22 protein-coding genes are annotated in these 25,327 nt (G+C 68.3%); 7 read left to right on the top strand and 15 right to left on the bottom strand.

What is annotated here, in order from left to right:
- Window positions 1-11 precede the first annotated feature (11 nt).
- Genes ABV606_RS09990 through ABV606_RS09980 form a run of 3 tightly spaced genes read left to right on the top strand, consistent with a single transcriptional unit; the run spans window position 12 to window position 3,038 of the window.
- A complete protein-coding gene (locus tag ABV606_RS09990; RefSeq protein ID WP_353987593.1) occupies window positions 12-1,328 on the top strand; it encodes a magnesium transporter MgtE N-terminal domain-containing protein in 1,317 nt (438 codons plus the stop codon).
- Window positions 1,329-1,356: 28 nt separating this feature from the next.
- Complete coding sequence (locus ABV606_RS09985) at window positions 1,357-1,881, top strand: DUF1003 domain-containing protein (RefSeq protein WP_353988813.1); 525 nt, start codon at window positions 1,357-1,359, stop codon at window positions 1,879-1,881.
- Window positions 1,878-3,038, top strand: coding sequence for an Mrp/NBP35 family ATP-binding protein (locus ABV606_RS09980; protein ID WP_353987591.1), 1,161 nt, complete (start codon window positions 1,878-1,880; stop codon window positions 3,036-3,038). Before ABV606_RS09985 ends, ABV606_RS09980 begins: the two co-directional genes overlap by 4 nt.
- A gap of 90 nt (window positions 3,039-3,128) precedes the next feature.
- Here the strand turns inward: ABV606_RS09980 and ABV606_RS09975 are convergent, their stop codons facing one another.
- On the bottom strand, window positions 3,129-3,497 hold the full coding sequence (locus ABV606_RS09975) for a sec-independent translocase (protein ID WP_353987590.1): 369 nt from the start codon (window positions 3,495-3,497) through the stop codon (window positions 3,129-3,131).
- Between the two features lie 64 nt (window positions 3,498-3,561).
- On the opposite strand from ABV606_RS09975, the gene ABV606_RS09970 reads away from it, so the two are divergent.
- Window positions 3,562-4,194 (top strand): O-methyltransferase, encoded by a 633-nt coding sequence (locus ABV606_RS09970; RefSeq protein WP_353987589.1) that lies wholly within the window; start codon window positions 3,562-3,564, stop codon window positions 4,192-4,194.
- Window positions 4,195-4,366: 172 nt separating this feature from the next.
- Here ABV606_RS09970 and ABV606_RS09965 read toward each other — a convergent pair whose 3' ends face one another.
- The 3 genes from ABV606_RS09965 to dapE all read right to left on the bottom strand — a co-directional run bounded on the left by ABV606_RS09965 (window position 4,367) and on the right by dapE (window position 7,024).
- Window positions 4,367-4,537 carry a DUF3117 domain-containing protein gene (locus ABV606_RS09965; protein ID WP_281489451.1) on the bottom strand — a complete coding sequence of 57 codons (171 nt, stop codon included), beginning with the start codon at window positions 4,535-4,537 and terminating at the stop codon, window positions 4,367-4,369.
- A 133-nt stretch (window positions 4,538-4,670) separates the two neighbouring features.
- Window positions 4,671-5,816, bottom strand: a complete 1,146-nt coding sequence (locus ABV606_RS09960; protein WP_353987587.1) for a hypothetical protein — start codon at window positions 5,814-5,816, stop codon at window positions 4,671-4,673.
- 131 nt (window positions 5,817-5,947) lie between these two features.
- Complete coding sequence (gene dapE, locus ABV606_RS09955; protein WP_353987586.1) at window positions 5,948-7,024, bottom strand: succinyl-diaminopimelate desuccinylase; 1,077 nt, start codon at window positions 7,022-7,024, stop codon at window positions 5,948-5,950.
- Window positions 7,025-7,056: 32 nt separating this feature from the next.
- On the opposite strand from dapE, the gene ABV606_RS09950 reads away from it, so the two are divergent.
- On the top strand, window positions 7,057-8,130 hold the full coding sequence (locus tag ABV606_RS09950) for a DapH/DapD/GlmU-related protein (RefSeq protein ID WP_353987584.1): 1,074 nt from the start codon (window positions 7,057-7,059) through the stop codon (window positions 8,128-8,130).
- A gap of 33 nt (window positions 8,131-8,163) precedes the next feature.
- Here ABV606_RS09950 and ABV606_RS09945 read toward each other — a convergent pair whose 3' ends face one another.
- From ABV606_RS09945 to ABV606_RS09910, 8 genes are all read right to left on the bottom strand, one after another.
- A complete protein-coding gene (locus ABV606_RS09945; RefSeq protein ID WP_353987583.1) occupies window positions 8,164-9,462 on the bottom strand; it encodes a citrate synthase in 1,299 nt (432 codons plus the stop codon).
- Between the two features lie 74 nt (window positions 9,463-9,536).
- Window positions 9,537-10,727, bottom strand: a complete 1,191-nt coding sequence (dapC, locus tag ABV606_RS09940) for a succinyldiaminopimelate transaminase (protein WP_353987581.1) — start codon at window positions 10,725-10,727, stop codon at window positions 9,537-9,539.
- A complete protein-coding gene (gene fdxA, locus ABV606_RS09935; RefSeq protein ID WP_281489444.1) occupies window positions 10,727-11,047 on the bottom strand; it encodes a ferredoxin in 321 nt (106 codons plus the stop codon). Before fdxA ends, dapC begins: the two co-directional genes overlap by 1 nt.
- A 40-nt stretch (window positions 11,048-11,087) precedes the next feature.
- Complete coding sequence (locus ABV606_RS09930; RefSeq protein WP_281489443.1) at window positions 11,088-12,284, bottom strand: PIG-L family deacetylase; 1,197 nt, start codon at window positions 12,282-12,284, stop codon at window positions 11,088-11,090.
- An 8-nt stretch (window positions 12,285-12,292) separates the two neighbouring features.
- Complete coding sequence (locus ABV606_RS09925) at window positions 12,293-12,778, bottom strand: hypothetical protein (protein ID WP_281489442.1); 486 nt, start codon at window positions 12,776-12,778, stop codon at window positions 12,293-12,295.
- Window positions 12,779-12,878: 100 nt separating this feature from the next.
- Window positions 12,879-14,786, bottom strand: a complete 1,908-nt coding sequence (gene typA, locus ABV606_RS09920) for a translational GTPase TypA (RefSeq protein WP_353987579.1) — start codon at window positions 14,784-14,786, stop codon at window positions 12,879-12,881.
- A 55-nt stretch (window positions 14,787-14,841) separates the two neighbouring features.
- Window positions 14,842-16,791 carry an ABC transporter substrate-binding protein gene (locus ABV606_RS09915; protein WP_353987577.1) on the bottom strand — a complete coding sequence of 650 codons (1,950 nt, stop codon included), beginning with the start codon at window positions 16,789-16,791 and terminating at the stop codon, window positions 14,842-14,844.
- Between the two features lie 97 nt (window positions 16,792-16,888).
- Entirely contained in the window at window positions 16,889-18,697 is a 1,809-nt protein-coding gene (locus ABV606_RS09910) for an ABC transporter ATP-binding protein (RefSeq protein WP_353987576.1), read from the bottom strand.
- A gap of 47 nt (window positions 18,698-18,744) precedes the next feature.
- Between ABV606_RS09910 and ABV606_RS09905 the strand changes: the two genes are divergently transcribed.
- Window positions 18,745-19,404, top strand: coding sequence for a PH domain-containing protein (locus ABV606_RS09905; protein ID WP_353987575.1), 660 nt, complete (start codon window positions 18,745-18,747; stop codon window positions 19,402-19,404).
- A 26-nt stretch (window positions 19,405-19,430) separates the two neighbouring features.
- Here ABV606_RS09905 and ABV606_RS09900 read toward each other — a convergent pair whose 3' ends face one another.
- The 3 genes from ABV606_RS09900 to ABV606_RS09890 form a co-directional block, all read right to left on the bottom strand.
- Window positions 19,431-20,573, bottom strand: a complete 1,143-nt coding sequence (locus tag ABV606_RS09900; protein WP_281489475.1) for an ABC transporter permease — start codon at window positions 20,571-20,573, stop codon at window positions 19,431-19,433.
- 61 nt (window positions 20,574-20,634) lie between these two features.
- A complete protein-coding gene (locus tag ABV606_RS09895; protein WP_281489437.1) occupies window positions 20,635-22,173 on the bottom strand; it encodes an ABC transporter permease in 1,539 nt (512 codons plus the stop codon).
- A gap of 201 nt (window positions 22,174-22,374) precedes the next feature.
- Entirely contained in the window at window positions 22,375-24,240 is a 1,866-nt protein-coding gene (locus tag ABV606_RS09890; RefSeq protein ID WP_353987574.1) for an ABC transporter family substrate-binding protein, read from the bottom strand.
- A gap of 252 nt (window positions 24,241-24,492) precedes the next feature.
- Between ABV606_RS09890 and ABV606_RS09885 the strand changes: the two genes are divergently transcribed.
- Entirely contained in the window at window positions 24,493-25,305 is an 813-nt protein-coding gene (locus ABV606_RS09885) for a CPBP family intramembrane glutamic endopeptidase (protein WP_353987572.1), read from the top strand.
- The last annotated feature ends 22 nt before the right edge of the window (window positions 25,306-25,327 follow it).

Genomic DNA, 25,327 nt, shown 5'->3' with positions numbered 1-25,327 from the left:
CCCTTGGTGCCGTGAACACAACTGCCCGGGTCTTCGTCGCGCGCCTCGCGGGCGTTGCGGTGTTCGACCCTGCCGGCGACAAGGTCGGCCGGGTGCGCGATGTGCTCGTGGTGTATCGGCAGGACGACCCGCCTTCGGTCGTGGGTCTCATCGTCGAGGTGCCGGGCAAGCGCAGGGTATTCATGAAGATCGGCCGCGTGACGAGCATCGGGTCGGGACAGATCATCACGACCGGCCTCGTCAACCTCCGCCGCTTCGAGCAGCGCGGCGGCGAGGTGCGCGTCATCGCCGAGATGCTCGGCCGCACGGTGACCCTGCGCGACGGCAGCGGCGAGGCCACCATCGAAGACGTCGCTATCTCGCAGACTGCTCCTGGCGAGTGGGAGGTCGATCAGCTCTTCGTACGACGGCCCCGCACCTCCCCCGCACCGTTCGGCAAGGGCGCGTCGCTGCTCGTGGACTGGGACGAAGTGCGTGAGCGCGCGACTCCCGGCGAGCCCCAGAGCGCCGAGCAGCTCATCGCCACCTACGTCGATCTCCGCCCGGCCGATCTTGCCACCACGCTGCTCGACCTTCCGCCCGAGCGACGCCACGAGGTCGCCGAGGAGCTGCCCGACGACCGGCTGGCCGACGCGCTCGAAGAGATGCCCGAGACCGACCAGGTCGAGATCCTCAACGTGCTCGACGACAAGCGCGCGGCCGATGTGCTCGATCACATGCAGCCGGATGATGCGGCCGACCTCATCGCGCAGCTTCCGGGTGAGCGCGGCGAGGCCCTGCTCGGGCTCATGGAGCCTGACGAAGCCGATGACGTGCGCATGCTCCTCGCATACGACGCCGACACCGCAGGCGGGCTCATGACCACGGGGCCCATCATCGTCTCGGCCGACGCGACCGTCGCTGAGGCACTGGCCCTGATCCGTCGCCACGAACTGCACACGGCGCTCGCGACCTCGGTGTGCGTCACGCTCCCACCGTATGAGCCTCCCACCGGCCGGTTCCTCGGCATCGTGCATTTCCAGCGGATGCTGCGCTACCCGCCGGGCGAACGCCTCGGTACGCTGCTCGACCATGACCTGGAGCCCGTGCGCGCCGATACGAGCGCGGCCGAGGTCAGCCGCATCCTCGCGAGCTATGACCTCGTCTCGGTGCCCGTGGTCGACGACAGCCATCGCCTCGTCGGGGTGGTGACCATCGATGACGTGCTCGACTACCTCCTGCCCGAGGACTGGCGCAGCGCCGGTCCCGACGAACCCGCGTCGCGTGCGGTGAAACGCGGTCTGCAGCTTCAGGGAAGGAGGAATGCTCGTGGCACGGCTCGCCGATGACGAACGTCGCGCTCGCGACGACGCCCGCATGCACACGCCGAAGGGCATGCGCCAGCCGCTCGTGGTCTTCCGCAGCAGCGACCGGTTCGGTCGCTTCACCGAAGCGGTTGCCCGCGGGATGGGCACTCCGGCCTTCCTGATCGCGATGACGCTCTTCTGCGGAGCGTGGCTCGTGTGGAACATGACCGCGCCGGAGCAGTGGCGCTTCGACTCGCAGGTCTACGGCTTCACCGTGCTCACCCTCGCGCTGTCGCTGCAGGCCTCGTACGCGGCTCCGCTCATCCTGCTGGCACAGAACCGTCAGGACGACCGTGACCGCGTGCAGATCGAGCAGGACCGCCAGCGCGCAGAGCGCAACCTCGCCGATACCGAGTATCTGGCACGCGAAGTCGTCGCGCTGCGGCTCGCGGTGAAGGACATGGCGTCGAAGGAGTTCATCCGCGCCGAGCTTCGCGCGCTGCTCGAAGAGCTCGAGCGCAGCAGCGACTCGTCAGATTCTGGCGCGGATGCCGGAGGCACCGGCCGGGGCGCAGGCCCGGCTGAGCGTCCGTGACGCTCCCGCAGCCCACCGGCGAAGAGCGCCTCGAACAGGCGGTCCGACAGGCGCTCGGCCGCGTGATCGACCCCGAGATCCGACGGCCGATCACCGAGCTCGACATGATCGGCGACGTCACCGTCGTGGACGGGCACGCGAACGTGGCGCTCAGGCTCACCATCGCGGGATGCCCCGCAGCGAGGAGCATCGAGCAGCAGACAACGGATGCCGCGGCATCCGTTCCCGGAGTGCGCGATGTGACGGTCGATGTCGGCGTGATGACGCCGGAGCAGCGGCAGCGGCTCACGGAGCGGCTGCGCGGCGGGAAGCCGTCCGCGTCGCAGTTCTCACCGGATTCGCTCACGCGCGTGATCGCGGTCACGAGCGGCAAGGGGGGCGTCGGCAAGTCGACCGTGACGGCGAACCTCGCCGTGGCGCTCGCAGCCAAGGGGCTTCGTGTCGGGCTGATCGACGCAGACGTGTTCGGCTTCTCGATCCCGGCGCTGCTGGGCATAGAAGATTCGAAGCCGACCAGGGTGGGCGAGCTGATCCTGCCGCCGGTCGCCTTCGACGTGAAGACGATCTCGATCGGCATGTTCGTCGAGTCGGCGACCGAGACCGCGGTCGCGTGGCGCGGGCCCATGCTGCACCGCACGGTGCAGCAGTTCCTCACCGACGTGTTCTTCGGCGACCTCGACGTGCTCCTGCTCGATCTGCCGCCCGGCACGGGGGACGTCGCCATCTCGGTGGGGCAATTGCTGCCGCACGCGGAAGTGCTCGTGGTGACGACGCCGCAACCGGCCGCTGCCGATGTCGCGGTGCGATCGGGACTCGTCGCCCGGCAGACCGGTCAGCGCGTGATCGGTGTGGTCGAGAACATGGCCGGCCTCGCGCAGCCCGACGGCACGGTGCTCGAGCTCTTCGGCGCAGGCGGCGGCGACGAGACGGCGCGTCGGCTCGAGGTTCCGCTGCTCGCTCGTGTGCCGCTCAGCGTCGCGCTTCGCGAGGGCGGCGACGTCGGTCGGCCGATCGTCGCTGAAGAGCCGGAGGGTACGGATGCTGGCGCATCCGGAGCGGCCGACCCGGCAGGCGTCGCGCTGCAAGCCCTCGCCGAGCGGATCGCCTCGATGGGGCGCTCGCTGCGTGGCCGTAGCCTGCCGTTCTCCGCGGGCTGATTCAGCCGAGATCCGCGTCGCTGACCCGGAGTGTCGGCATCCCGAGCACCGTACGAGGTGGGCGGTTCAGGCCGCCGAAAGGCAAGGGGGTCAGGTCGCTTCGTCGTCGAACGGCGCGGGACGGCCCTCGCGCAGCAGACGCTGACGCTGCGCGTACGCCGACTCGCGGATGGTCGGCGCCACGACCGGCGCTGCCACAGCCTCCGGCTCATCGGTCAACGCCTCGCGAATGATGCGCCGCGGGTCGTACTGTCGCGGGTCGAGCTTCTTCCAGTCGACGTCGTCGAACTCTGGGCCCATCTCCTCGCGCATGCGCGACTTGGCACCGTCGGCCATCGCCTTCAGCTGTTTGATGAACTGCGCGAACTTCGACGCGTAGTGCGGCAGCCGCTCGGGCCCCAGCACGAAGACGGCCAGAACTCCGATCAGCAGCAGCTTCTCGAACGTCAGACCGAACACCCGCCCAGAATAGCCGGGAAACCCTGACCCTACGCCTACCCTTGGAGGGGATCAGAGGAGCGCTGTGTCAGACAAAGAGCTGAGCTGGAAGTACGTCGAGGATCTCGTGACCGAACCGGCCGAGATCGCGCAGGCGCGCCAGAACTCCCTCGAGCACGGTGTGGAGGCGGTGAGCCCCGCCACGGGCGCTCAACTCGCGCTGCTGGCCGCGGCATCCGGTGCCCGCAACATCATCGAAGTCGGCACCGGTCTCGGAGTCAGCGGCCTGTGGCTGTTCCGCGGAGCGCCCGAGGCGACGCTCACCTCGATCGACACCGAACTCGACCACCAGCAGAACGCCCGGCGCTCCTTCACGGATGCCGGCATCGCAGCAGGCCGCGCGCGGCTCATCACCGGACGCGCACGCGATGTGCTGCCCCGCATGAACGAGTCGTCATACGACCTGGTCTTCATCGACGCGGATGCCGCATCGGTCATCGAATACGTGGAGCACGGTCTGCGACTCGCGCGTGTCGGCGGCACGGTGGTGGTCGCGCACGCACTGTGGCGGGGTCGCGTGGCAGACCCGGCGCAGCGGGATGAGACCGTGGCCGACTTCCGCTCACTGCTGCGAGAGCTCACCGACTCTCCGGCCGTCGTCACCGCGGTCTCGCCGGTCGGCGACGGACTGCTGCAGCTCACGCGCATCGCACGCTGATCCGGCGGCCCCGAGTTTTCTGACCCCAGAAGCGCTTCCACTTTGAAAACGCTTGGTCTGCCCGGGAGACGCTTCCCCCCTGGGCGGAGACGCTTTCCACCTCGGAAACGACTGTGCGGCCCGCGCAACCGAAGTCGCGGGGCCGCACGAGCGTGAAGCGCTGACGTCGCCGTCAGCCCTGGATCACGTTCGCGAGCGCGTCGTGAAGCTCCTTCGCCTCAGCGTCGTTGACCGAGACGACCAGACGCCCGCCCCCTTCGAGCGGAACCCGCACGATGATGAGGCGACCCTCCTTCACAGCCTCCATTGGTCCGTCTCCGGTCCGCGGCTTCATGGCAGCCATGAGCAGTCCCCTCTCCTAGTTGTGCCTCAATTATCCCAGACAGTTCTCAGACGCGAAAATCTCTGCACTCTTATCGCGACCGCCGGCTCACGGGGCCGCGTGCGGCGGGCTCACGGGGCCGCGTGCGGCGGACTCAGGGCGGCGTCCAATCCAGCCCGTCGATCCACCAGCAGAGGTGCACCCACGCGACCTGACCGACCACTCCGGCGATGATCACGGCGGCGCGCCAGAGCCTCGAGCGCGGCACGGCGATCGCACCCACCAACGGGAACATCGGCAGCAACAGCCGGAAGGTGCTCGACTGCGGGAAGAACACCGCCAGCAGGTACACCCCGTACGAGGCGATCCAGAGCCGCAGATCGACGCCCAGCCGCCGCACCTGGGGCGCCAGCATGACCAGCGCGAAGACAGCCACCACGAGCACGAGCACCGCCACACCCAGCGGCCACCCCACCCACCAGAGGGCGGACTGCACCCAAGCGGTGAACGGCACGAGGTGCTGGTAGCCGATGTAGGCGGCGCGCCAGGCGAGCTCGGTCTCGACATATCCGTTGAACGATCCGGTGGCCGCCCACACGATGCCCGGCCATGCGAGTCCCGCTGCGCCGCTCGTGAGCACCGCGGCAATGGCAGACCAGCGTTCCCGGCGTTCGAACGATTCTTCGCCTCGACGTGCGCGCCACCAGCGCCATGCGACGTGCAGTACGAGGAACATCGCGAACGCAAGCCCGCTCGGTCGCGTGAATGCCATGATCACGATCACCGGCAGCAGAACAAGGTAGCGCCGCTCGAGCACGAGCAGGAGGCCGAGCCCCAGGAAGAACACGTGCATCGACTCCGCGTACGCGACCTGCAGAATCGGCGAGAGCGGTCCGAAGCAGAAGACCGCGACGGCGACGAGCGCGACGCTGTGATCGCCGAGGGCGCGAACCATGAGCCGGTGGAGCACCAGGCATCCGGCCGCTGCGAAGACCACCGATACGGCGACCGCCGCCAGTTCCCAGCCGGCCCCCGTCACGAACATCACCGCCCGCACTGTGAAGGGGTACACGGGCATGAACGCCCAGGCGTTCTCAGCGACGTGACCGTCGTCGGTGAGCGGCAGCTCCGCCGGGTAGCCGTAGTGGGCGACGAGCTGATACCAGCGGCCGTCCCAGAGGTTCGCGAACTCGAGGTAGCCGGGCGACGCCGCCGTCCACGGGTTGGCGGGCTGGATGGCGGCGAAGGCGAGCAGGATGCCGGTCGTCACCACGCGCGAGGCTGCGAAGATCAGCAGCACCCACGCCCACCACGGCAGTGGTCGGCGTGTCGCCCGGCCTCTCGTTCGGGGCGATGGTCGCGAGAACGCCGCTCGCCGCGGCAGGGGCAGTCGCGCTGCGCTCAGCGGGCGGCGACCGCTCGCGGGTTCGGTCAGCTCCCGCTCAGCCATGTGCGGAGTCCCCGCTCGCACGACACGATCTCATCGACCGCCACCCGCTCGTCGTCGGCGTGAGCCTTGAGCGGATCGCCCGGTCCGTAGTTGACCGCCGGGATGCCGAGCGCCGAGAAGCGCGCCACGTCCGTCCAACCGTACTTCGGCTTGGCGGTGGCGTTCACCGCGGCGAGGAACCGCTCAGCGAGCGGGTGGTCGAGCCCTGGGCGTGCACCCTCGGCCGCATCGTCGACGGTGAGGTCGTAGCCCTGGAACAGTTCGCGGAGGTGCTGCTCGGCTTCTCGCGCTGACTTGTCGGGCGCGAAGCGGTAGTTGATGGCGAGCTCCGCGGCATCCGGCACCACATTGCCCGCGATCCCGCCCGCGATGCCTACCGCGCTCAGGCTCTCGCGGTACACCAGACCGTCGACCTCCACCGAGGCCGGCTCGTACTCGGCGAGGAGCCGAAGGGCGTCGGCCAACCCGTGGATGGCGTTGCGGCCGACCCAGGCGCGGGCGGAGTGGGCGCGCACGCCTCTGGTTCGGAGCACGACGCGGAGGGTGCCATTGCAGCCGCCCTCGACCTCGGCGGCGGTCGGCTCGCCGAGCACGGCGAAGTCGCCACGGAGGAGCTCCGGATGCCGATCGGCGAGGCGCCCGAGCCCGTTCAGCGCCGCGGAGACCTCTTCGTGGTCGTACCAGATCCATGTCACATCGACGGCGGGCGAGACGAGCTCGGCGGCGAGTTTGAGGTGCACCGCGCACCCCGCCTTCATATCGACCGTGCCGCGACCCCAGAGATAGTCGCGTCCGTCGTGCTCTTCGAATCGCGTCGGCAGGTTCTCGTTCACGGGAACGGTGTCGATGTGGCCGGCGATCACGACCCGGCTCCCCCGGCCGAGGTTCGTGCGAGCGACGATCGCGTCACCGTCGCGGAGCACTTCGAGGTGAGCGAACGGGGCCAGCGCTCGCTCGATCGCGTCGGCGAGCTCGCGCTCCCCGCCGGAGACCGACTGGATGTCGCACATGCGCCGCGTGAGCTCGACCGAGGTCGCTGCCGGGTCGAGGTCGCGCATAGCCCGAGTGTAACGACCGGTAGCGTTATCGCATGAGCACGCCATTCGCCTGGGGCCAGGGTCTTGCCACGATCGCAGCCGATGGCACCGTGCTCGACGCGTGGTTCCCGTCGCCGAGGCTCGGCCGGCGGCCGTCGAACGTCGATCCGCACCTTCCGCCGGCCCGGTTCATGGAGCACCTGGGCGATGACCCGCGGCGGCGTGTGCGCATCGACTACATCGATGTCGAGAGCGAACTGCAGGCGCAACCCGTCTCGACCGCCGACGTGTACCTGCGACTGCACCTGCTCAGCCATCTGCTCGTGGAGCCCAACAGCATCAACCTCGACGGCATCTTCGGCAAGATGCCCGTGGTTGCATGGACGACGGCGGGCCCCGTTGCGGCCGACGACTTCGCAATGCTCCGGATGCCGCTCCAGCGGGCGGGCATCTCGGTGACGAGTCTCGACCGGTTCCCGCGCCTGCTCGACTATGTGACCCCGCCCGGGGTGCGCATCGCCGACGCGAACCGGGTGCGCCTGGGGGCGCACCTCGCGCCCGGAACGACCGTCATGCACGAGGGGTTCGTGAACTTCAACGCGGGGACGCTGGGCTCGTCCATGGTCGAGGGCCGCATCTCACAAGGTGTCGTGGTCGGCTCGGGCAGCGATATCGGCGGCGGTGCGTCGATCATGGGCACGCTCTCGGGCGGGGGCGCGCAGCGCGTGTCGATCGGCAAGCGAGCCCTGCTGGGCGCGAACTCCGGCGTCGGCATCTCGATCGGCGATGACTGCGTCGTCGAGGCAGGGCTCTACATCACCGCGGGAACCAAGGTGGTGCTCCTGGGTCAGGATGCCGCGGGCGCGGAAGGCGAGCGCTCTGGCGGCGGCGAGGGCGCAGGCGCAGGCGAGGGCGCAGGCGCAGGCGCAGGCGCAGGCGCAGGCGCAGGCGCAGGCGCTCGGATTGGGCAAGGCGCGTCAAGCGTCGGTGACGGCATCCGCAGCGTCAAGGCGATCGAGGTCTCGGGGGTGCCGAACCTGCTCTTCCGCCGGAACTCACTCACCGGAGCCGTCGAGGTGCTCCCCCGCTCGGGCCAGGGCATCGCCCTCAACCCCGCCCTGCACTAGCCGCGTTCCTCCACCCCTCCCCTGGGCCGGCGGTCAGCGGTCGGTGGGCCAGCCGCGGGCGGGGGCGCCCACGTAGAGCTGCTGCGGGCGTCCGATGCGCGTTGACTTGTCGGCGTTCGCCTCGCGCCAGTGCGCGATCCAGCCGGGAAGGCGCCCGATCGCGAACAGCACCGTGAACATGCGGGTCGGGAAGCCCATGGCCTTGTAGATGACGCCGGTGTAGAAGTCGACGTTCGGGTAGAGCTTGCGCTCCACGAAGTAGTCGTCGGCGAGGGCGGCCTCTTCGAGCTCCATCGCGAGTTCGAGCAGCGGGTCGTTCACCCCGAGCGCGGCGAGCACCTCTTCAGCGCTCTCCTTCACGAGCTTGGCGCGCGGGTCGAAGCTCTTGTACACCCGGTGGCCGAAGCCCATCAGGCGCACGCCCTCTTCCTTGTTCTTCACGCGCTCGATGAACTGCTTCACCGTCTGGCCCGAGTCGCGGATCTCGCCGAGCATGTTGAGCACCGCCTCGTTGGCACCGCCGTGCAGCGGCCCGTACAGCGCGTTGATGCCGGCCGAGATCGACGAGAACATGTTGGCCTCGGTGGAGCCGACGAGCCTCACCGTCGAGGTGGAGGCGTTCTGCTCATGGTCGGCGTGCAGGATCAGCAGCCGGTCGAGCGCCTTGCTCACGATCGGGTTGATCTCGTAGGGCTCGGCCATGGTGCCGAAGTTGAGCTTCAGGAAGTTGTCGACGAAGCTCAGCGCGTTGTCGGGGTACAGGAACGCCTGACCGAGGCTCTTCTTGTGCGCGTACGCGGCGATGACCGGCAGCTTCGCCAGCAACCGCACAGTGGCGGCCTCGATCTGATCGTGGTCGCGCACGCTCAGCTCGTTCTCGTAGTACGTCGAGAGAGCGGACACCGCACTCGAGAGCACCGACATGGGGTGGGCCGTGTGAGGCAGTGCGTCGAAGAATCGCTTGAGGTCTTCGTGCAGGAGGGTGTGACGACGGATGCGCTCGTCGAACGCCGCGAGCTCATCAGTGCTCGGCAGCTCGCCGTAGATCAGCAGATACGCCACTTCGAGGAAGGTCGAATGCTGTGCGACCTCCTCGATCGCGTAACCGCGGTAGCGCAGGATGCCGGCATCGCCATCGATGTAGGTGATCGCGCTCTTCGTCGCCGCGGTGTTCACGAATCCCTGGTCGAGCGCGGTGTAGCCCGTCTGCTTCGTGAGCGTCGCGATGTCGATGCTCGATGCACCGTCGACCGAGTCGACGATCGGGAACTCCGCTGTACCCCCCGGGAATTCGAGCGTGGCCTTCTGCGAGATGTCGGCAAGTCCAGTCACGTTTACAGCCTAGGGGACGCCAACAACCACTGTCGCAACCGCCAAGCGTTCGCCAGTTCTGCTGTATGGAGCGTCTAAATCGCTGCTGCTGACGAGCGGATCGCCTCGCCGCTCGGGAATCGGGCGAGTCTCTCCGCTGCGAGCGCCATGCGATCGTCGCTCGCGGTGAGCGCGAACCGCACGTGCTGCGACTCGGGGTCGCCGTAGAACGTGCCGGGGGCCGCGAGGATGCCGATGCCCGCGAGCCTGTCGAGCGTCTCGATCGCTGGACGGCCCTCGGTGGCCCAGAGGTACAAGCCCGCCGCCGAGTGATCGATGCGGAAACCCGCCGCTTCGAGCGCGGGCTTCAGCAGCTCACGGCGCGCGCGGTACCGTTCCCGCTGCTCCGCCACGTGCGCGTCGTCGCCGAGCGCCACGGCCATGGCGTGCTGCACCGGCGCGGGAGGCATGAGGCCCGCATGCTTGCGTGCTTCGAGCAATTGCGCGATGCGCCGTCCGCAGCCGGCGACCAGTCCCGCACGGTAGCCGGCGAGGTTCGACTGCTTGCTCAGCGAGTACACGGCGAGCGTGTCGAGCCGGCTGCCGCCGAGCACGCGTGGGTCGAGGATGCTGGGGGTCGGTGCCGAGTCGCCGTCGCCGTCGCCGTCGCCGTCGCTGGCCGGTCGGTCCGCGGCATCCGCCCCTTGCCAGTTGAGTTCGGCGTAGCACTCGTCTGAGATGATGACCGCCCCGAGCTCCCGGGCGCGCAGCACAGCAGCGCGCAGCTGGTCCATCCCCAGCACCCGCCCATCGGGGTTGCCCGGGCTGTTCACCCACACGACGCGGGTGTTCGCGGGCCACTCGGCCGGGTCGTCGCTCCGCACGGTCTCGGCACCGGCCAACCGCGCGCCGATCTCATAGGTGGGGTACGCCGTCACCGGCACCACCACCGCATCGCCAGGCCGCGCACCGAGCATGAGCGGAGCGGTCGCGATGAACTCCTTCGACCCGATCGTCGGCAGCACATTGCGATGCTCGAGGCCAGTGACACCACGGCGACGCGCGAACCAGTCGATGATCGCCTGTCGCAACTCTTCACTTCCCGCTGTGGCGGGGTAGGCGTGGGCGTCGGTCGCCTCTCGCAGCGCCTCGCGGATCACCGCGGGCGTCTCGTCGACGGGAGAGCCCACCGAGAGGTCGATCAGACCGTCCTCATGCCGGGCGGCGCGCTGCTTGATGGGTTCGATTCGATCCCAGGGGAAGTCGGGGAGGTCGAGCGACCGCATCAGCCGGCCTGCGGGGGCAGCGCCGCGACGACCGGGTGGTCGGCATTGATGACTCCAACCTTGGCCGCGCCACCGGGAGAGCCGATCTCGTCGAAGAACTCCACATTGGCCTTGTAGTAGTCGGACCACTCCTCGGGCAGATCGTCTTCGTAGTAGATCGCCTCGACAGGGCAGACGGGCTCGCAGGCGCCGCAGTCGACGCACTCGTCGGGGTGGATGTACAGCATCCGGTCGCCCTCGTAGATGCAGTCGACGGGACATTCATCGACGCAAGCGCGGTCCTTGACATCGACACAGGGAAGGGCGATGACGTAGGTCATGGTGCGGAAGGTCCTTCTGCTCGAGGCTCGAAGAACCATCCTACTCGCGGGTGCTGCGCCCCAACCGAGGCCAGGCGAGCGCGATGAACGCGACGACCGCCGGGCCGAACGTCCACGCGTACCCGGCAGGAGTGGCCGGGATGAACGCCGAGCCGCCGGCGCCGGGAGTCGCGAGCATCACGATGACGACCATGAGACCCACGGATGCCGCCACCGCGGCGAGCCGGGTCTCGTTCAACGCGCGAAGCGCGGCGAGCACGGAGGCGACCATGACGAGCGAGAGGGCGATCCCCCACGGCGGGACCGCCTGGTGGGCGGCCGTTCCGAGTGCGCCCATGACCGCGCCGATGAGCAGGCCGCCGAAGACCGTGAGCGCCCCTGCGGCGAGCGCTGCGGGCGGGGCGGCCTTCGGAGACTTGGAGCGGGCGACGACCGCGGGCGGGTCGGCGGGGTCGAGCGGGCGCACGTACTCGATGTCGGGCATGGGGATGCGGGTTCCATTCGACAGCGCGAACCCGCCGTCCACCGGCTGCAACTGGGTGCGATGCGCGTGCAGCGCGGCTGTGACACGCTCCCGCACCCCTCGAGCGTCGATCGGCACCGCGTCATCCGGCACCGGCTGCGCGAAGCCGTCGGCTGCGGGCGCTTCGCCGCGAGCCGGCTCGATCACCCAGAACGGCACGCCCGCGGCATCCGCCGCGAGCCGTGAAGCCTGATGCGCTCGCACGTGATCGGGGTGGCCGTAGCCGCCATCGGCGTCGTAGCTCACCACCGCATCCGGTTGCAACGCCGCGATGGCGGCAGCGATGTCGGTCGCGACCTCCGCGAGCGGAGCGCCGCACAGCGACGATGCCGAGACCGCGTCGAGCGGCTCAGCGCGACCCGGCTCCGCCCACCTCATGCCCGAGTCCTCGTACCGTCGGGGTGGCAGGTCGGCCCACCGCGCGTCGCGCTCGCCCAGGTAGCGGTGGTCGCTGACTCCGAGCGCCTGCAGCGCCGCTCGCAGCTCGGCCTCGCGGCGCGGTGCGAGGTCGGGCGACCCCTGCAGGTGCCGCAGCTCCTCGGGAATGACCTCCCCGAGTTCTCCCCTGGTGAGGGTGAGCAGGCTCACTTGCACGCCCTGCTCGCTGAGCGCGGCGAGCATGCCGCCCGATGAGATGGTCTCGTCGTCCGGGTGCGCGTGCACGAACAGCACCCGGCCCTTGAAGGGCGCCTCCTCGTGCACGCGCGGGATCATTGCGCGCGTTACTGTCCTGTGCCCTCGGAGACTACGTACACGGATTCCGTCCCGCCGCTGCTGTCGGCCACCGTCAGCAGCACGGTGTACGTGCCGTCGCCGAAGATGCCGGAGGCGTCGTTGGGCGCCTCAGTCACGAACGTCTCCTCGAAGCCGGCACCCTTCAGCGCCTCCCTCGCCTGGGCGAACACTGTCGGCACATCGCCCTGGGGCCGCAGGGTGACCGTCCACGTCGTCGAGCCGCCGGTGGTGATGGAGGCTCCGTCAGAGACCGAACCATCAGGCAGCGGCACGGCGGTCGGCCAGTCAGAGGGCACTGACGAGCCGTCGCCCGTCACATCGACCTCGACGCCCGTGGCGCCCTTGATCGCTTCCTCCACCCCTCGCTCGACGATGGCGTCGACAGGGTTCTGGAAGCACCCCGCGAGCGCGGGGGCGAGCAGCACGGCGAGCGCGACGGCAGCAACGGCGCTGCGCGGACGGTGACGTGACAAGACAACTCCTCGGTGACATGCCGCCGCGGTTCGGTCGGCCAGGAAACTGCGGTCGCCGCTGGGGCGATCCGCTCGAATCATAGCGACGGATGCCGCAGCGTCACGCCTCCTGGCGCTTCGCGCGCGACGTTGCACGCGCACGGGCCGTCGCGTCGAGCTCGACCTTGCGGATGCGGATCTTCTCGGGGGTCACCTCGACGCACTCGTCCTCACGCGCGAACTCGAGGCATTCCTCGAGCGAGAGCTGGCGCGGAGGCGTGAGCTTCTCGAGCTCGTCAGCGGTCGACGAGCGCATGTTGGTGAGCTTCTTCTCCTTGGTGATGTTGACGTCCATGTCTTCGCCGCGCGAGTTCTCGCCGACGACCATGCCCTCGTAGACCTCCTCGGTGGGGTTCACGAAGAAGGTCATGCGCTCCTGCAGCGCCATCATCGCGAACGGTGTCGCCACGCCGGCGCGGTCGGCCACGATCGAGCCGTTGTTGCGCGTCGTGATTGTGCCCGCCCATGGACCGTAGCCGTGCGAGATGGCGTTCGCGATACCGGTTCCCCGGGTGATGGTCATGAATTCGCTACGGAAGCCGATCAGGCCTCGCGAGGGCACGATGAACTCCATGCGCACCCAACCGGTGCCATGGTTGGCCATGCCCTCCATCCGGCCCTTGCGGGCCGCCAGCAGCTGGGTGATCGCCCCGAGGTGCTCTTCGGGGGCATCGATCGTGAGGTGCTCGAAGGGCTCGTGCACCCGGCCGTCGACGGTCTTCGTCACGACCTGGGGCTTGCCGACCGTGAGCTCGAAGCCCTCGCGCCGCATCTGCTCGACGAGGATCGCGAGCGCGAGTTCCCCGCGGCCCTGCACCTCCCAGGCATCCGGCCGGCCGACGTCGACGATGCGGAGCGACACGTTGCCGATGAGCTCACGGTCGAGACGGTCCTTCACCATGCGCGCGGTGAGCTTGTGACCCTTCACCTTGCCCATGAGGGGCGAGGTGTTCGTGCCGATCGTCATCGAGATGGCGGGGTCGTCGACCGTGATGCTCGGCAGGGGCCGCACATCGTCGGCGTCCGCGAGGGTCTCGCCGATGGTGATGTCGTCGATACCGGCGACGGCGACGATCTCGCCCGGGCCCGCGCTCTCGGCGGGGTAGCGGTCGAGCGCCTGCGTCTTCAGCAGTTCGGTGATGCGAACGTTCGCGACGTCGCCGTTGTGCCGCACCCATGCGACGGTCTGGCCCTTGCGGATGGTGCCATTGAACACCCGCAGCAGGGCGAGGCGGCCGAGGAACGGCGAGGAGTCGAGGTTCGTCACCCAGGCTTGCAGCGGGTGCTCATCGTCGTAGGTGGGCGCAGGGATGTGCTCGAGGATGGCGCCGAACAGCGGTTCGAGATCGTCGCTCGCCGGCAGCGACCCGTCTGCGGGCCGCTCGGTGCTCGCCCGCCCTGCCTTGCCCGAGGCGTAGACCACGGGCACGTCGAGCACAGCATCGAGGTCGAGGTCGGGGTGGTCTTCGGCGATGTCGCTCGCGAGGCCGAGGAGCAGGTCGGTGGCCTCACCGACGACCGCGTCGATGCGCGCGTCGGGGCGATCGGTCTTGTTGACGACGAGGATCACGGGCAGCTTCGCCTCGAGCGCCTTGCGCAGCACGAAACGGGTCTGGGGCAGCGGTCCCTCGCTGGAGTCGACGAGCAGCACGACGCCGTCGACCATGCTGAGGCCTCGCTCGACCTCACCGCCGAAGTCGGCGTGGCCCGGCGTGTCGATCACGTTGATGGTGATCGGATCGCCGCCCGAGTGCTCGCCGCGGTAGGTGATCGCCGTGTTCTTGGCGAGGATGGTGATGCCCTTCTCGCGCTCGAGGTCGCCCGAGTCCATCACCCGATCGTCGACAGCGGCGTGAGCGTCGAATGAGTTGGTCTGCCGGAGCATTGCGTCGACAAGGGTCGTCTTGCCGTGGTCGACGTGGGCGACGATCGCGACATTGCGCAGATCTGAGCGGGTGGCGATTGCCATGCGAGGGTGTCCTCAAGATCGGGGAAAGCGGCGGGGATGCCCGCGATCTGCGATTTTATCGTGCCGAGCCGGGCATCCACTGCCAGGCGTTCCAGAGCAGCCCCTGCGGCAGCGGCGAGGGCGTCACGCCGCTCACGGCATCCGTGTGCGCGACGAGCGCCGGATACTGGTAGAGCGGCACACCGTAGGCGTCGTCCCAGAGCCGCTCGTCGATGGCTACCAGCAGGTCGCGCCGGTCGCCGTCGTCGGTCGCCGCATGCAGTTCCCCGAGCAGGCGGTCGACCTCGTCGTCGGCGTAGTACGAGAAGTTGCTGGCGCCCTCGGTGGAATGCAATCGCGTGCTGAGCCCGGTGACGCCGGGGTTCGTCGCACGCCAGCCGAAGAGCGCCGCATCCCACACGCCCGGGTCGCCGATCACCTCGATCCAGTCAGGGTCGGAGCAGTCGGTGACTCGGATGCCGGCCGGCGACAGCGTTGCACGCACATGCTCGAACTCCGCTGATCGGCGCGGGTTCGCAGGGTCGAACAGCACGCACAGCTCCGGGTCGACGATGCCGGCATCCGCGAGTTCGCGCTTCACCCGGGAGGCCTTCTGGGGCTCTGGACGCGCCTCTGCGGTGCCGTCCACAGCGGCGTCGTATCCTCGCTGACCCGGCGCGAGCACGAACGAGTCGCGCTGCACGGCGCCCGGTGGCGCACCGGAGTCCTTCGCGTCGAGCAAGGATTTCGACGACAACAGCGACAGGATCGCGCGCCGCAGTTCGGGACGCTCGATGTCACCGTTGCGGCTCTTGGCGAATCGGAAGTCGAGGTGCTCGAACATTCCATCGAGCCCCGTCACGACCTCCACGCCGTCGAGGGCGTCGAGCGCGTCGAGGATCTCGCGGCTCGGGGCTGGGGCGATGACGTCGACCTCGCCGGCGCCGAGCGCGTGCACCGATTCGAGCGGATCGCCCGCGGCGCGCAATTCGATGGTCTCGACACCGGGGCGACGGTCACCCCGGTACTCGCGATTCGCCACCAGGGTCGCCACGCCGCCGGAAACCGACGACACGCGATACGGGCCGCTCGAGACGAAGATCGGATCCGCATCCGAGGTGCCGCCATCGCCGCGCAGATCGAACCCGGTGTTCCAGGCGCGCGCGATGGAGGCGAGCTCCGCGGAGGCGTCGTCGGTACCGCGCTTCCCCGCGACGTCATCGTCGGATGCGTCGGATGCGTCGGACGCGCCGGACGCGTCGGAGTCATCGGCGGGCGGCTCGGCGACAGCGGGCGCAGCGACGGCGAGGATCGCGTCTGCCACGCGCTGCGCGGCCGCTGCAGCGGCATCCGTCGTCGCGATCTCGGCATCGAGCGCAAGGTGCGCGACCACGTGCGCCGGAACGCTCGGCGCGAGAGCGAACTCCCAATCGGCGAAGGGCTCGTCCCAGATGAGGGTGAACGCCCTGTCATCGTCGTCGACCAGTTGCGGAGTGCGCGAGGCCTGCCGCAGCGGCGAGTTCGGCGCTGGATCGAAGAACACCGCGTCATCCTCGAGGCCGGGCAGTGGCTCGCCGCTCTCGGAATCGATGGCGTCGGCACGGTCGAGGCCCCGCTCGTTGACCGCACCGGAGTTGGCGGCCCACTCGAGCAGAAGGTCGGCGGCGGTCACCGGAACGCCATCGGACCATGTCGCCCGCTCATCGAGCACGTAGCGCACGGCGAAGGGGTCATCGGAGACGATCTCCATCCGGCCGAACGACTCGTCCCGCTCGATCGTCCCGTCGGGCAGCGCGATGGCGAAGGCACCGCCGGTGGCCGCTGCGACCGCGAGGTTCGCGGGCGTGGACCCGTGCCCGGTGCCGGCGTTGACGGAGCTGAGCCTGTCGGGCAGCTCGACCACGACCGTCGAGCCGTCGACGAGACGCTCCTGCGGCGTGCATCCCACCAGCGCGGCCACCGCGATCAAGAATGAAGCCGCCCCGGCGGCCGCCCGACGAGCGGCGCCGGTTCGTCGCTGCGTCATTCCTTGATGCTCCGTCGATCGCTTGCCGTCATCGCCGCCGTCTGCCGGCCTGCTGGGACCGGCCCGGGGCTCAGCGCGCTCAGCCCGCTCAGCGCGCTCAGCCCGCGGCGCGCTCCTCGCGCCGCTTCCGCTGCTCGATCGGGTCGGGCAGCGGTACCGCGGAGATGAGCCGGCGCGTGTAGTCCTCGCGAGGGCTCCGAAGAATCTGATCCTTGGTGCCCTGCTCCACAATCTTGCCACGGTGCATGACGAGGATCCTGTCAGCCAGCAGGTCGACGACCCCGAGGTCGTGACTGATGAAGAGGCAGGCGAAGCCGAGTTCCTGCTGCAGCTCCTGCAAGAGCTCCAGCACTCGCGCCTGCACGGATACATCGAGCGCGGACGTCGGCTCGTCGGCCACGAGCAGCGCCGGATGCAGCGCCAGCCCGCGTGCGATGCCGACCCGCTGACGCTGCCCGCCCGACAGCTCGTGCGGGTACCGGTTGCGGAACGATCTCGGCAGCTCGACCTGATCGAGCAGTTCTTCGACCCTCGCGCTCATCTGGGCGCGTGAGAACTCTCCGCTGAGCAGGAGCGGTTCGGCGATGCTCTCACCGATCGGGAACCGCGGGTTGAGCGACGAGCCAGGGTCTTGGAACACGATGCCGATCGAGCGGCGCACGGCGCGCAACTGCTTCGCGGTGGCGCCGGTCATGCTCTGGCCGCCGATCGTCAGCGTCCCCTCCACGATCGGGAGCAGCCCCACGAGCGCCCGGCCGATGGTGGTCTTGCCTGAGCCAGACTCCCCCACGACCCCGAGCACCTCTCGGGGTCGCATCTCGAAGCTCACATCATCGACCGCACGGAACGCAGGCACCCGGCCGAGCTTGGGGTATTCGATAGAGATGTTCTGGGCGACCAGGAACGGCTCCGGCCTGGGCCTCGCTGCTTCGCGCACGGGCGCGTCGCCGAGTTCGCTCACCTGCGCGGGGGCTGCCGCGCCGGCGGAGACCTCCTCGACGCTGACTGCCATGCCGGCGGCAGTGGCGGCACCCGTACCAGGCGCGGTGAGCGCTTCGGCTGTGCCGGCGCCCGCGCTCGCGCCCATCGTCCCCTGGCCCAGATGCGGCACCGAGGCGAGCAACTGCTGGGTGTACGGATGCTGCGGGTTGCGGAACACCTCGACGATGTCGCCGCGCTCGACCGTCTTCCCGTCCTTCATGACGATCACCCGGTCGGCGAGGTCTGCCACGACGCCCATGTCGTGGGTGATGAGGATGATGGCGCTGTTCAACCTGCGATGGAGGTTGCGCAGCAGGTCGAGAATCTCGGCCTGGACCGTGACGTCGAGTGCGGTGGTCGGCTCATCGGCGACGAGCAGCGTTGGGTCGCAGGAGATCGACTGCGCGATCATGGCGCGCTGTCGCTGACCGCCCGAGAGCTGATGCGGGTAGGAGTCGTAGGCCTTCTGCGGGTCGGGCATCTCGACGAGACCCAGCAGTTCGAGCGCGCGCGTGCGGGCCTGCGCCTTGGTCATGCCCGGGTTGTGGGTCTGCAGTGCCTCCACGATCTGGTACCCGACCCGATACACCGGGTTCAGGGCCGTCATGGGCTCCTGGAAGATGACGGCGATCTTGTCGCCCCGGATCTTCCGAAGGCGCGGCGCTGGTGCTCCGATCAGCTCTTCGCCCTCGAGCTTGACGCTGCCGCTGGCCCGCCCGTTGTCTGGCAGCAGGCCGAGCAGCGCCATCGAGCTGGTCGACTTGCCGGAGCCCGATTCACCGACGATCGCAAGCACTTCGCCGGGGTTCAGCGTGTACGTGATGTCTTCGGCCGCCGGGATCCACTGCCCATCGACCCAGAACTCGACGTCGAGGTCGCGCACCTCGAGGATCGGTGTGTCGCTCGTCACCGCGGTTGCGTTCACGTCGTCTCTCGCCCTTCAGCCATGGTGGTCTCCCTCGCCTGTCCCGGATGCCGCCCGCTGCCGTCGCGTGGGAGCATGGAGGCATGCAGCAGGGGCGGACGGACGGGGATCGCGTCACGATCGTCTCGCGCGTAGGGCGGGTGATCGCGATCGCGGTCATCGCCTTGGTCGCGGTCGGCGCGGTGGGCATCGTGATCGGCAGCGGCGAGGAACTGTGGAACATCGTGCCGTTGGCGTTCCTCGGAGTGCTCGCCTGGGCGGCGTTCTGGGCCCCGAGCATCACAGTCGACGATCAGGGGCTGACGGTGCGGAATGTACTGCGCACGGAGGTCGTGCCGTGGGGTGCGCTCACGGATGTCGAGACCCAATACGCGCTCACGCTCGTGACTGCCGAACGGCGCGTGAGCGTGTGGTCGGCTCCCGCGCCGGGCCTGCTCGGGGCGATCAGCACCAACCGCGGCGAGCTCCGCCACCTGCCGAAGTCGAGCTACCACGGCGACTCGGTGCGACCTGCCGACGCACCGCGCTCCGATTCGGGGCACGCCGCGCTCGTGGTCCGCCGCCGCTGGGAGCGACTGCTCGAGACGGATGCCGACGGCATCCGCGACTCGACCGCTCTCACCGAGCACTCCACTCGTTGGCACGCCGGAACGGCGGTGGCGCTGGTCGTGCTTCTGATCGCGAGCGTCATCGTGCTTGCGCTCTAGCCGCCATTGCGTCGCCGAGGCGGGCGTCACTGCGTGTCTTTCTTGGGTCGGGTCACCGGATCGGCGACCGGCTTGTCGGTGATGCTGGTACCGACCGCCGTGCCGGTGCCGCCCGCGATGCTGGTGCGGCCCAGGCCGAAGAACCGCCGGCGGTTGCGGCGCGGGATGCGCTTCTGACGCGGGTCGAACGCGTCGCGCAGTCCGTCGCCGACGAAGTTGATGCACAGGGCGATCACCACGATGAAGAGGCCCGGCCACCAGAAGAGCCAAGGCCTCGTGCGGAAGGCCTCCTTGTACTCGGAGATGATCTGCCCGAGCGAGACATCGGGCGCTTGGATGCCGAATCCGAGGTAGCTGAGCGACGTCTCGATGAGGATCGCGGCACTCATCAGGAGCGTGGCGTTGACGATGATGACGCCGACCGCGTTCGGGAGGATGTGCTTGAAGATGATGCGGGTCGAACTCGCCCCCGCCACCCGCGCGGCGTCGACGAACTCGCGCTCGCGGAGTCCGAGGAACTCGCCTCGCACGAGCCTGGCCATGCCGGGCCACGAGATGATGCCGAGGAACAGCCCCAGGACGATGGCGTTGCCGCCGAAGATGCGCCCCAGGATCGCGCCGAGCACGATGATCGGCACGATGATGACCACGTCGGTGAAGCGCATCAGGATCGAGTCGACCCACCCGCGGAAGAAGCCCGAGACGGCTCCGATCACGATGCCGAAGACCGTCGACACGATGCCGACGATGAACATCACCGTGAGCGATTGCTGCATGCCGCGCATCACGCGGGCGAAGATGTCTTTCCCGAGGGTGTCCTGCCCGAAGGGGAACTCGCCGAAGTTGAATGGCAGCACCCAGGTCGGGGCACCGCCCGGGTTCAGCTGCCCGTAGGTCGTGTACCAGTCCTTGTCCCACCAGCCCGGCACGCGCCAGCCATTGGGCGCGAGGATGCCTTCTGCGTTGACGGCGAGCCGCCCTGTGCCGCCGATGACGGTGCCGACGGAGCTGAACGAGAACACGATCAGGATGATCAGCACCGCGAGCGCGATCATGGCCGCGCGGTGGCGGAAGAAGCGGCGGCGGATGATGGCGCCCTGGCTGAGGCCGGCGGTCTGGCGCTGCTCGATGGTGAGTTCGCGCTCCTCGACGCCGAGTTCGCCCGGCATGGCGCCGGTCGCGCCCGTTCCTGCGCCGAGAGGGGTTTGCGTGCGGTCGGTTCTGGCCATGTCAGCTCACCCGGATCCGTGGGTCGAGGGCCGCATACACGATGTCGGCGAGGATGTTGAAGATGACGGCGACCACGCCGGTGAGCAGGAAGAAGCCCATCACCAGGTTCACGTCGGTGTGGTCGAGCCCTTGGACGAAGAGCTGCCCCATGCCCTGCCACGCGAAGACCTCTTCGGTGATGACCGCGCCGCCGATGAGCGCTCCGATGTCGAGCGCGACGATGGTCGCGATGGGGATCATCGCGTTGCGGAATGCGTGGCGCATGATCACCGTGCGCTCGGTGAGCCCCTTGGCGCGCGCCGTGCGCACATAGTCGAGGTTCATGACCTCGAGCAGGCTCGAACGGGCGTACCGCGTGTAGGCCGCGAACGAGATGAGCGTCAGTGCGATGGTCGGCAGCAGGAGGTGCGCGAAGCTGTCGAGCATCTGGAACCAGATGTCGCCGCGCAGACCCGGCGTGGTCGCGCCGATCGTGGCGATGATGCCGTTCTTGAGGGGGATGCGCTGCGTGTAGTCGGGGAACACGAGCAGCACCCGGTCGACCACAACGACGAGGTAGGTCAGCACTGAGACGATCGCGGCCGTGCGCGCGAGCTCGCGCTTGTCGTCGCGACCGAAGACCATGCCCGAGAGCACGCCGATGCCGATCGCGACGATCGCGAGCACCAGGAGCACCCAGTACTGCGGCACGTAGAAGAAGAGGAACTGCAGCGGCTGCCAGAGCGCAGCCCAGACGACCACGGTGGCGCCCGCCGCCATGAGCGCGCGACGATTCTTCAGACCGGTCGACAGCAGGCTCACCACCACGGTGATGGCGGCGCCCGTGATGAGGATGCCGATGATCCCGACGGTCGGTCGTTGGAACCATCCGGTGAGCACGAGGACCAGCAGGATGCCGACGCTCGCCACCGCGCCGATGCCGAACGAGAGCAGCCGCGTTCGCGAGGGGCCGCCCACGATGCTCATGAGGGTGACGCCGAATATGAGACCCACGATGGCGTAGCCCCACCATGGAATCGCGGGATTCGCCATGAAGTCGTTGAACCGTATGGCGCCGAACTCCTTGAGGAGCACGGCGACCCAGAACACGGGGAGCGAGTAGAGCACGAAGGTGAAGAACGTGACCGTGTAGTCGAATCCGCTGTACTGGCGGAGCGCGGTGATCATGCCGACCGCCACGCCGAACACGATCGCGACGATCGTCGAGACAGTGATCAGCTGAATGGTGGAGCCGGCGGCCGAGGCGAGCGCCTCGGTGACCGGCTGGTTGCCCCTGATGTACGACTGGCCGAGGTCGCACTGGCCGATGAGGCACTTCGCTGCCCCGCCGAGCCAGTACACGTACCGCACGATCGACGGCTCGTTCAGGTTCAGCATCTCGATGCGCTGATCGATCAGCTCCTGCCGGTTCGGCGCTTTGCTGCCCTTCAGATCGGCAAGCGGATCGCCGTAGTTGGCCGTCAGGTTGTACACCACGAATGACGCCGCTACGAGCACCAGCACGGTGGCCAGCAGCCGCCTCACCACGAATGACAGCACACGACACCTCTCGGTCGTTCGGCGAACCTCGTTGTCGCCGCAGAGTATCAAGGGCCCGGCTGCAGGAGCGTCCGCGCCGCGCCGGGTCAGCGTCGCGTCGACGGAATCACACGTCGACGCTCACGCACGCGGGGGTCCCGGAATCGATTCCGGAACCCCCGCGGGTGGAACGCACGGGGCGGGCGCCCCGTGCGCCTGGGGTTACGCGCCGGCCTTGGTCGGCGTCCACTCCCAGAAGTTCCACAGGTACGTCGGGCTCAGCGGCATAGCCGATACGCCCTCGACGTTGGCGCTCCACACGAGCAGACCCGGGAACTGGAAGATCGTCAGGCCGTAGGCGTCGCCCCACAGCGCCTGCTCGATCTTGATCTGCGCCGCGAGCTGGTCCTCGGGCTCGGTGAGCGTCTCGAGCTCCTTGAGCCCCTCATCGACCGCCGGGTTCGAGTACCCGTTGTAGTTGCCGCCCTTGAGCAGCGGGTCGGTGTAGGTGCCGAAGATCTGGTCGGATCCGGAGATCGCCAGGCTCTCCGACTGCCACGCGAAGATCGCGACGTCGTGCGGGTTGATCGCGTGGATCGACGGGTCGGTGAACTCCCAGTTCGGCTCACTGTCGTCGATGACGTTGAAGCCCGCGAGCGCAGCCGATGCTGCGATGAGCTCGAACTCCTGGCCACGGCGGACGTTGCCCTCCGGGTACCAGAACTTCACGTCGATCGGCGTGGTGACGCCGGCCTCTGCGAGCAGCGACTTGGCCTTCTCGATGTCGACCTCGGCGTAGGTCGCGGAGCCGTTCTCCTCGACCATCTTGTCGTAGCCCTCGACACCCGGGATGATCATCTGCGAGTTGCGGACCTCGGCCTCAGGGTCGAGCGGCTTGATGATCTTGTCGACGATTTCCTGACGCGGCACGGTCAGCAGGAACGCCTCGCGCACCTTCTGGGCCTTGTCCTTGTCGCCGCCGTACGTGGCCGGGTCGAAGGGACCGCCGTTGTTGAACGTCAGGTCGAGGTGCTCGTACGAGGCCTCCTGGCGCTGCTCGATCTGCGCGCCGTCGATGCCCTTGGCGATCTCGAGGGTGTCAGCGGTCGGCTGACCGGTCCACACATCGAGCTCACCGTTCTGCAGCGCCTGCAGAGCCGCGGTCGAGTCGGCGATCGTGCGGATCGTGATCTTCTCGAAGTGCGGCGACGGGCCCCAGGTGAACAGGGGGTTCGCGGCGAGGGTGATGTAGTCGTCCTCAGCGATCTCGTCGATCACGTAGGGACCGTTCGACAGGAACTTCGCCGGGTTGTCGGGCATCGTCGTGTAGGCGTAGTCCTCGTTCCAAGCCTTGGCGAGGGCACCGATCGTCGCGGTGTCGCCGTCCTGGATCGCGGTCACGACGGCATCCGTGGCGTCCTCGGCGAATGCCTTGGCGGCGTCGCTGTACGACTTGAAGTCGTCTTCCTCGCCGGATGCCGAGTAGGCGTCCCAAGCGGACTGGACGTCGGCGTACTCCTCCGGGAAGGCGAGCGCGTAGGTGCCGTGCGCAGAGACGCCGACATCGAAGGCGAGCTCCCAGTCGACGAAGGGCTCGTCATAGACGAGGGTGATGCCACGATCGGAGATCTCCGGGATCTCCGTCACCAGGCTCAGTCCGGAGGTGGTGGCGGGCGCGAATGCGACATCCGATTCGACATTGCCCGACATCGCCGCCCACTGCAGCAGGAGGTCGGCACCGCTCACGGGAACGCCGTCGGACCAGACCACGCCTTCGTTAATCTCGTACTCGACGGTCAGCGGGTCATCGCTGGTCTTCTCGTACGTTCCGAAATCGGTGTTCCGGACGACCTTCGGCTCGTCGTCGTAGTAGTAGAACATGGTGTCGACCATGTACTTGACGTTGCCGTTCGCGGTGTTGTTGCCGGCGCCACTGTCATCGTTGAAGTGGAAGAAGCTCTCGTTGTAGGCGATGGTGATCTCGGTGCCTTCGACGACCTCGGACTCATACGGCTGCGTGCAGCCGCTGAGGACGAGAGCTCCAGCGGCGACGACGGCCCCCGCCGTCGCGATGCGCGTGAATCTCAATTTTCCTCCTGTGCAGGTATGCACGCGCATTGCACAATCGCGCCGCTGCGTGCTCGGCTCCGACCCTAGACAGATCGGACCACCAACGCCACACCGTATGACTCAAACGTTATGGAGTGGAAACCGATTCAGGAATTTTGTGCGCTGCCACCGCGAATCCCTGTGAGAATCGCCGAGTTCTGCACGAATCGTGCAGAACCATTACCGGTGGCGCATGGAAGCATCACGTCGCGGCCCCGTAGCATCAAAGCGATGAAAGAACGCTCGCGGCACGGCATCCGCGCCTTCGAGGCCGACACCACAGCATCCAGCCGACGACGGATCTGGGCCGAGCTGCTGATCGTGCTGGGCCTCTCACTCGGCGCCTCGGCGGTATATGCCGTGGTGTCGATCGCCTACCGGCTCACGCTGCCGACACCGCTGTCGGGGCAGACGGCCACGATCAACCGCTCGCTGAGCGATCGCGAAGTCTTCGACCTCATCTATCAGGTGCTCGGCATCGTCTTCGACCTCGTGCCGGTCGCACTCGTCGTGCTGCTGCTCTGGTCATCGACGCGACCGCGGCTCGGCCGACTGGGCATCGATCCCCGCCATCCGATGCGGGACTCCATCAGCGGTGCGGGGCTCGCACTCGCCATCGGCGTGCCGGGATTGTTCGTGTATCTGGGCGGCAAGGCCCTCGGGCTCACGACGACCGTGGTTCCCACCGCGCTGGATCAGCACTGGTGGACGGTGCCGGTGCTGGTGCTTGCCGCTGTGAAGGCGGGCGTGGTCGAGGAGGTGATCGCGATCGGGTACCTCTTCGCCCGATTGCGGGACCTCGGCTGGGGCTCGTGGGCGATCGTGTTCACGAGCGCGACGCTCAGGGCGACGTACCACGTGTACCAGGGCTTCGGCGCCTTCATCGGCAACTTCGCCATGGGACTGCTCTTCGGGTGGCTCTACCAGCGCACCGGGCGGCTGCTGCCGTTCGTGATCGCCCATGTGCTGCTCGATGCCGCGATCTTCATCGGCTATCCGTGGGCCGCCGCGACCTTCCCCGACCTGTTCGGTCTTCCTTCCTGACGCATCGCCGTTTCAGGCGTCG

Source organism: Ruicaihuangia caeni (assembly GCF_040536845.1).
GTDB classification, from domain to species: domain Bacteria; phylum Actinomycetota; class Actinomycetes; order Actinomycetales; family Microbacteriaceae; genus Ruicaihuangia; species Ruicaihuangia caeni.
Note: the sequence above shows the minus strand (reverse complement) of the source record. Positions and strands in the feature narration are given on the sequence as shown.

What these genes read in the sequence shown, in the direction of transcription:
- ABV606_RS09885 (WP_353987572.1), top strand. Translation starts at nt 24,493, where the DNA reads ATGAAAGAACGCTCGCGGCACGGCATCCGCGCCTTCGAGGCCGACACC.
- ABV606_RS09900 (WP_281489475.1), bottom strand. Translation starts at nt 20,573, where the DNA reads ATGCCGGGCGAACTCGGCGTCGAGGAGCGCGAACTCACCATCGAGCAG.
- fdxA (WP_281489444.1), bottom strand. Translation starts at nt 11,047, where the DNA reads ATGACCTACGTCATCGCCCTTCCCTGTGTCGATGTCAAGGACCGCGCT.
- ABV606_RS09930 (WP_281489443.1), bottom strand. Translation starts at nt 12,284, where the DNA reads ATGATCCCGCGCGTGCACGAGGAGGCGCCCTTCAAGGGCCGGGTGCTG.
- ABV606_RS09905 (WP_353987575.1), top strand. Translation starts at nt 18,745, where the DNA reads ATGCCGCCCGCTGCCGTCGCGTGGGAGCATGGAGGCATGCAGCAGGGG.
- ABV606_RS09950 (WP_353987584.1), top strand. Translation starts at nt 7,057, where the DNA reads ATGAGCACGCCATTCGCCTGGGGCCAGGGTCTTGCCACGATCGCAGCC.
- dapE (WP_353987586.1), bottom strand. Translation starts at nt 7,024, where the DNA reads ATGCGCGACCTCGACCCGGCAGCGACCTCGGTCGAGCTCACGCGGCGC.
- ABV606_RS09985 (WP_353988813.1), top strand. Translation starts at nt 1,357, where the DNA reads ATGCACACGCCGAAGGGCATGCGCCAGCCGCTCGTGGTCTTCCGCAGC.
- ABV606_RS09965 (WP_281489451.1), bottom strand. Translation starts at nt 4,537, where the DNA reads ATGGCTGCCATGAAGCCGCGGACCGGAGACGGACCAATGGAGGCTGTG.
- dapC (WP_353987581.1), bottom strand. Translation starts at nt 10,727, where the DNA reads ATGCGGTCGCTCGACCTCCCCGACTTCCCCTGGGATCGAATCGAACCC.
- ABV606_RS09915 (WP_353987577.1), bottom strand. Translation starts at nt 16,791, where the DNA reads ATGACGCAGCGACGAACCGGCGCCGCTCGTCGGGCGGCCGCCGGGGCG.
- typA (WP_353987579.1), bottom strand. Translation starts at nt 14,786, where the DNA reads ATGGCAATCGCCACCCGCTCAGATCTGCGCAATGTCGCGATCGTCGCC.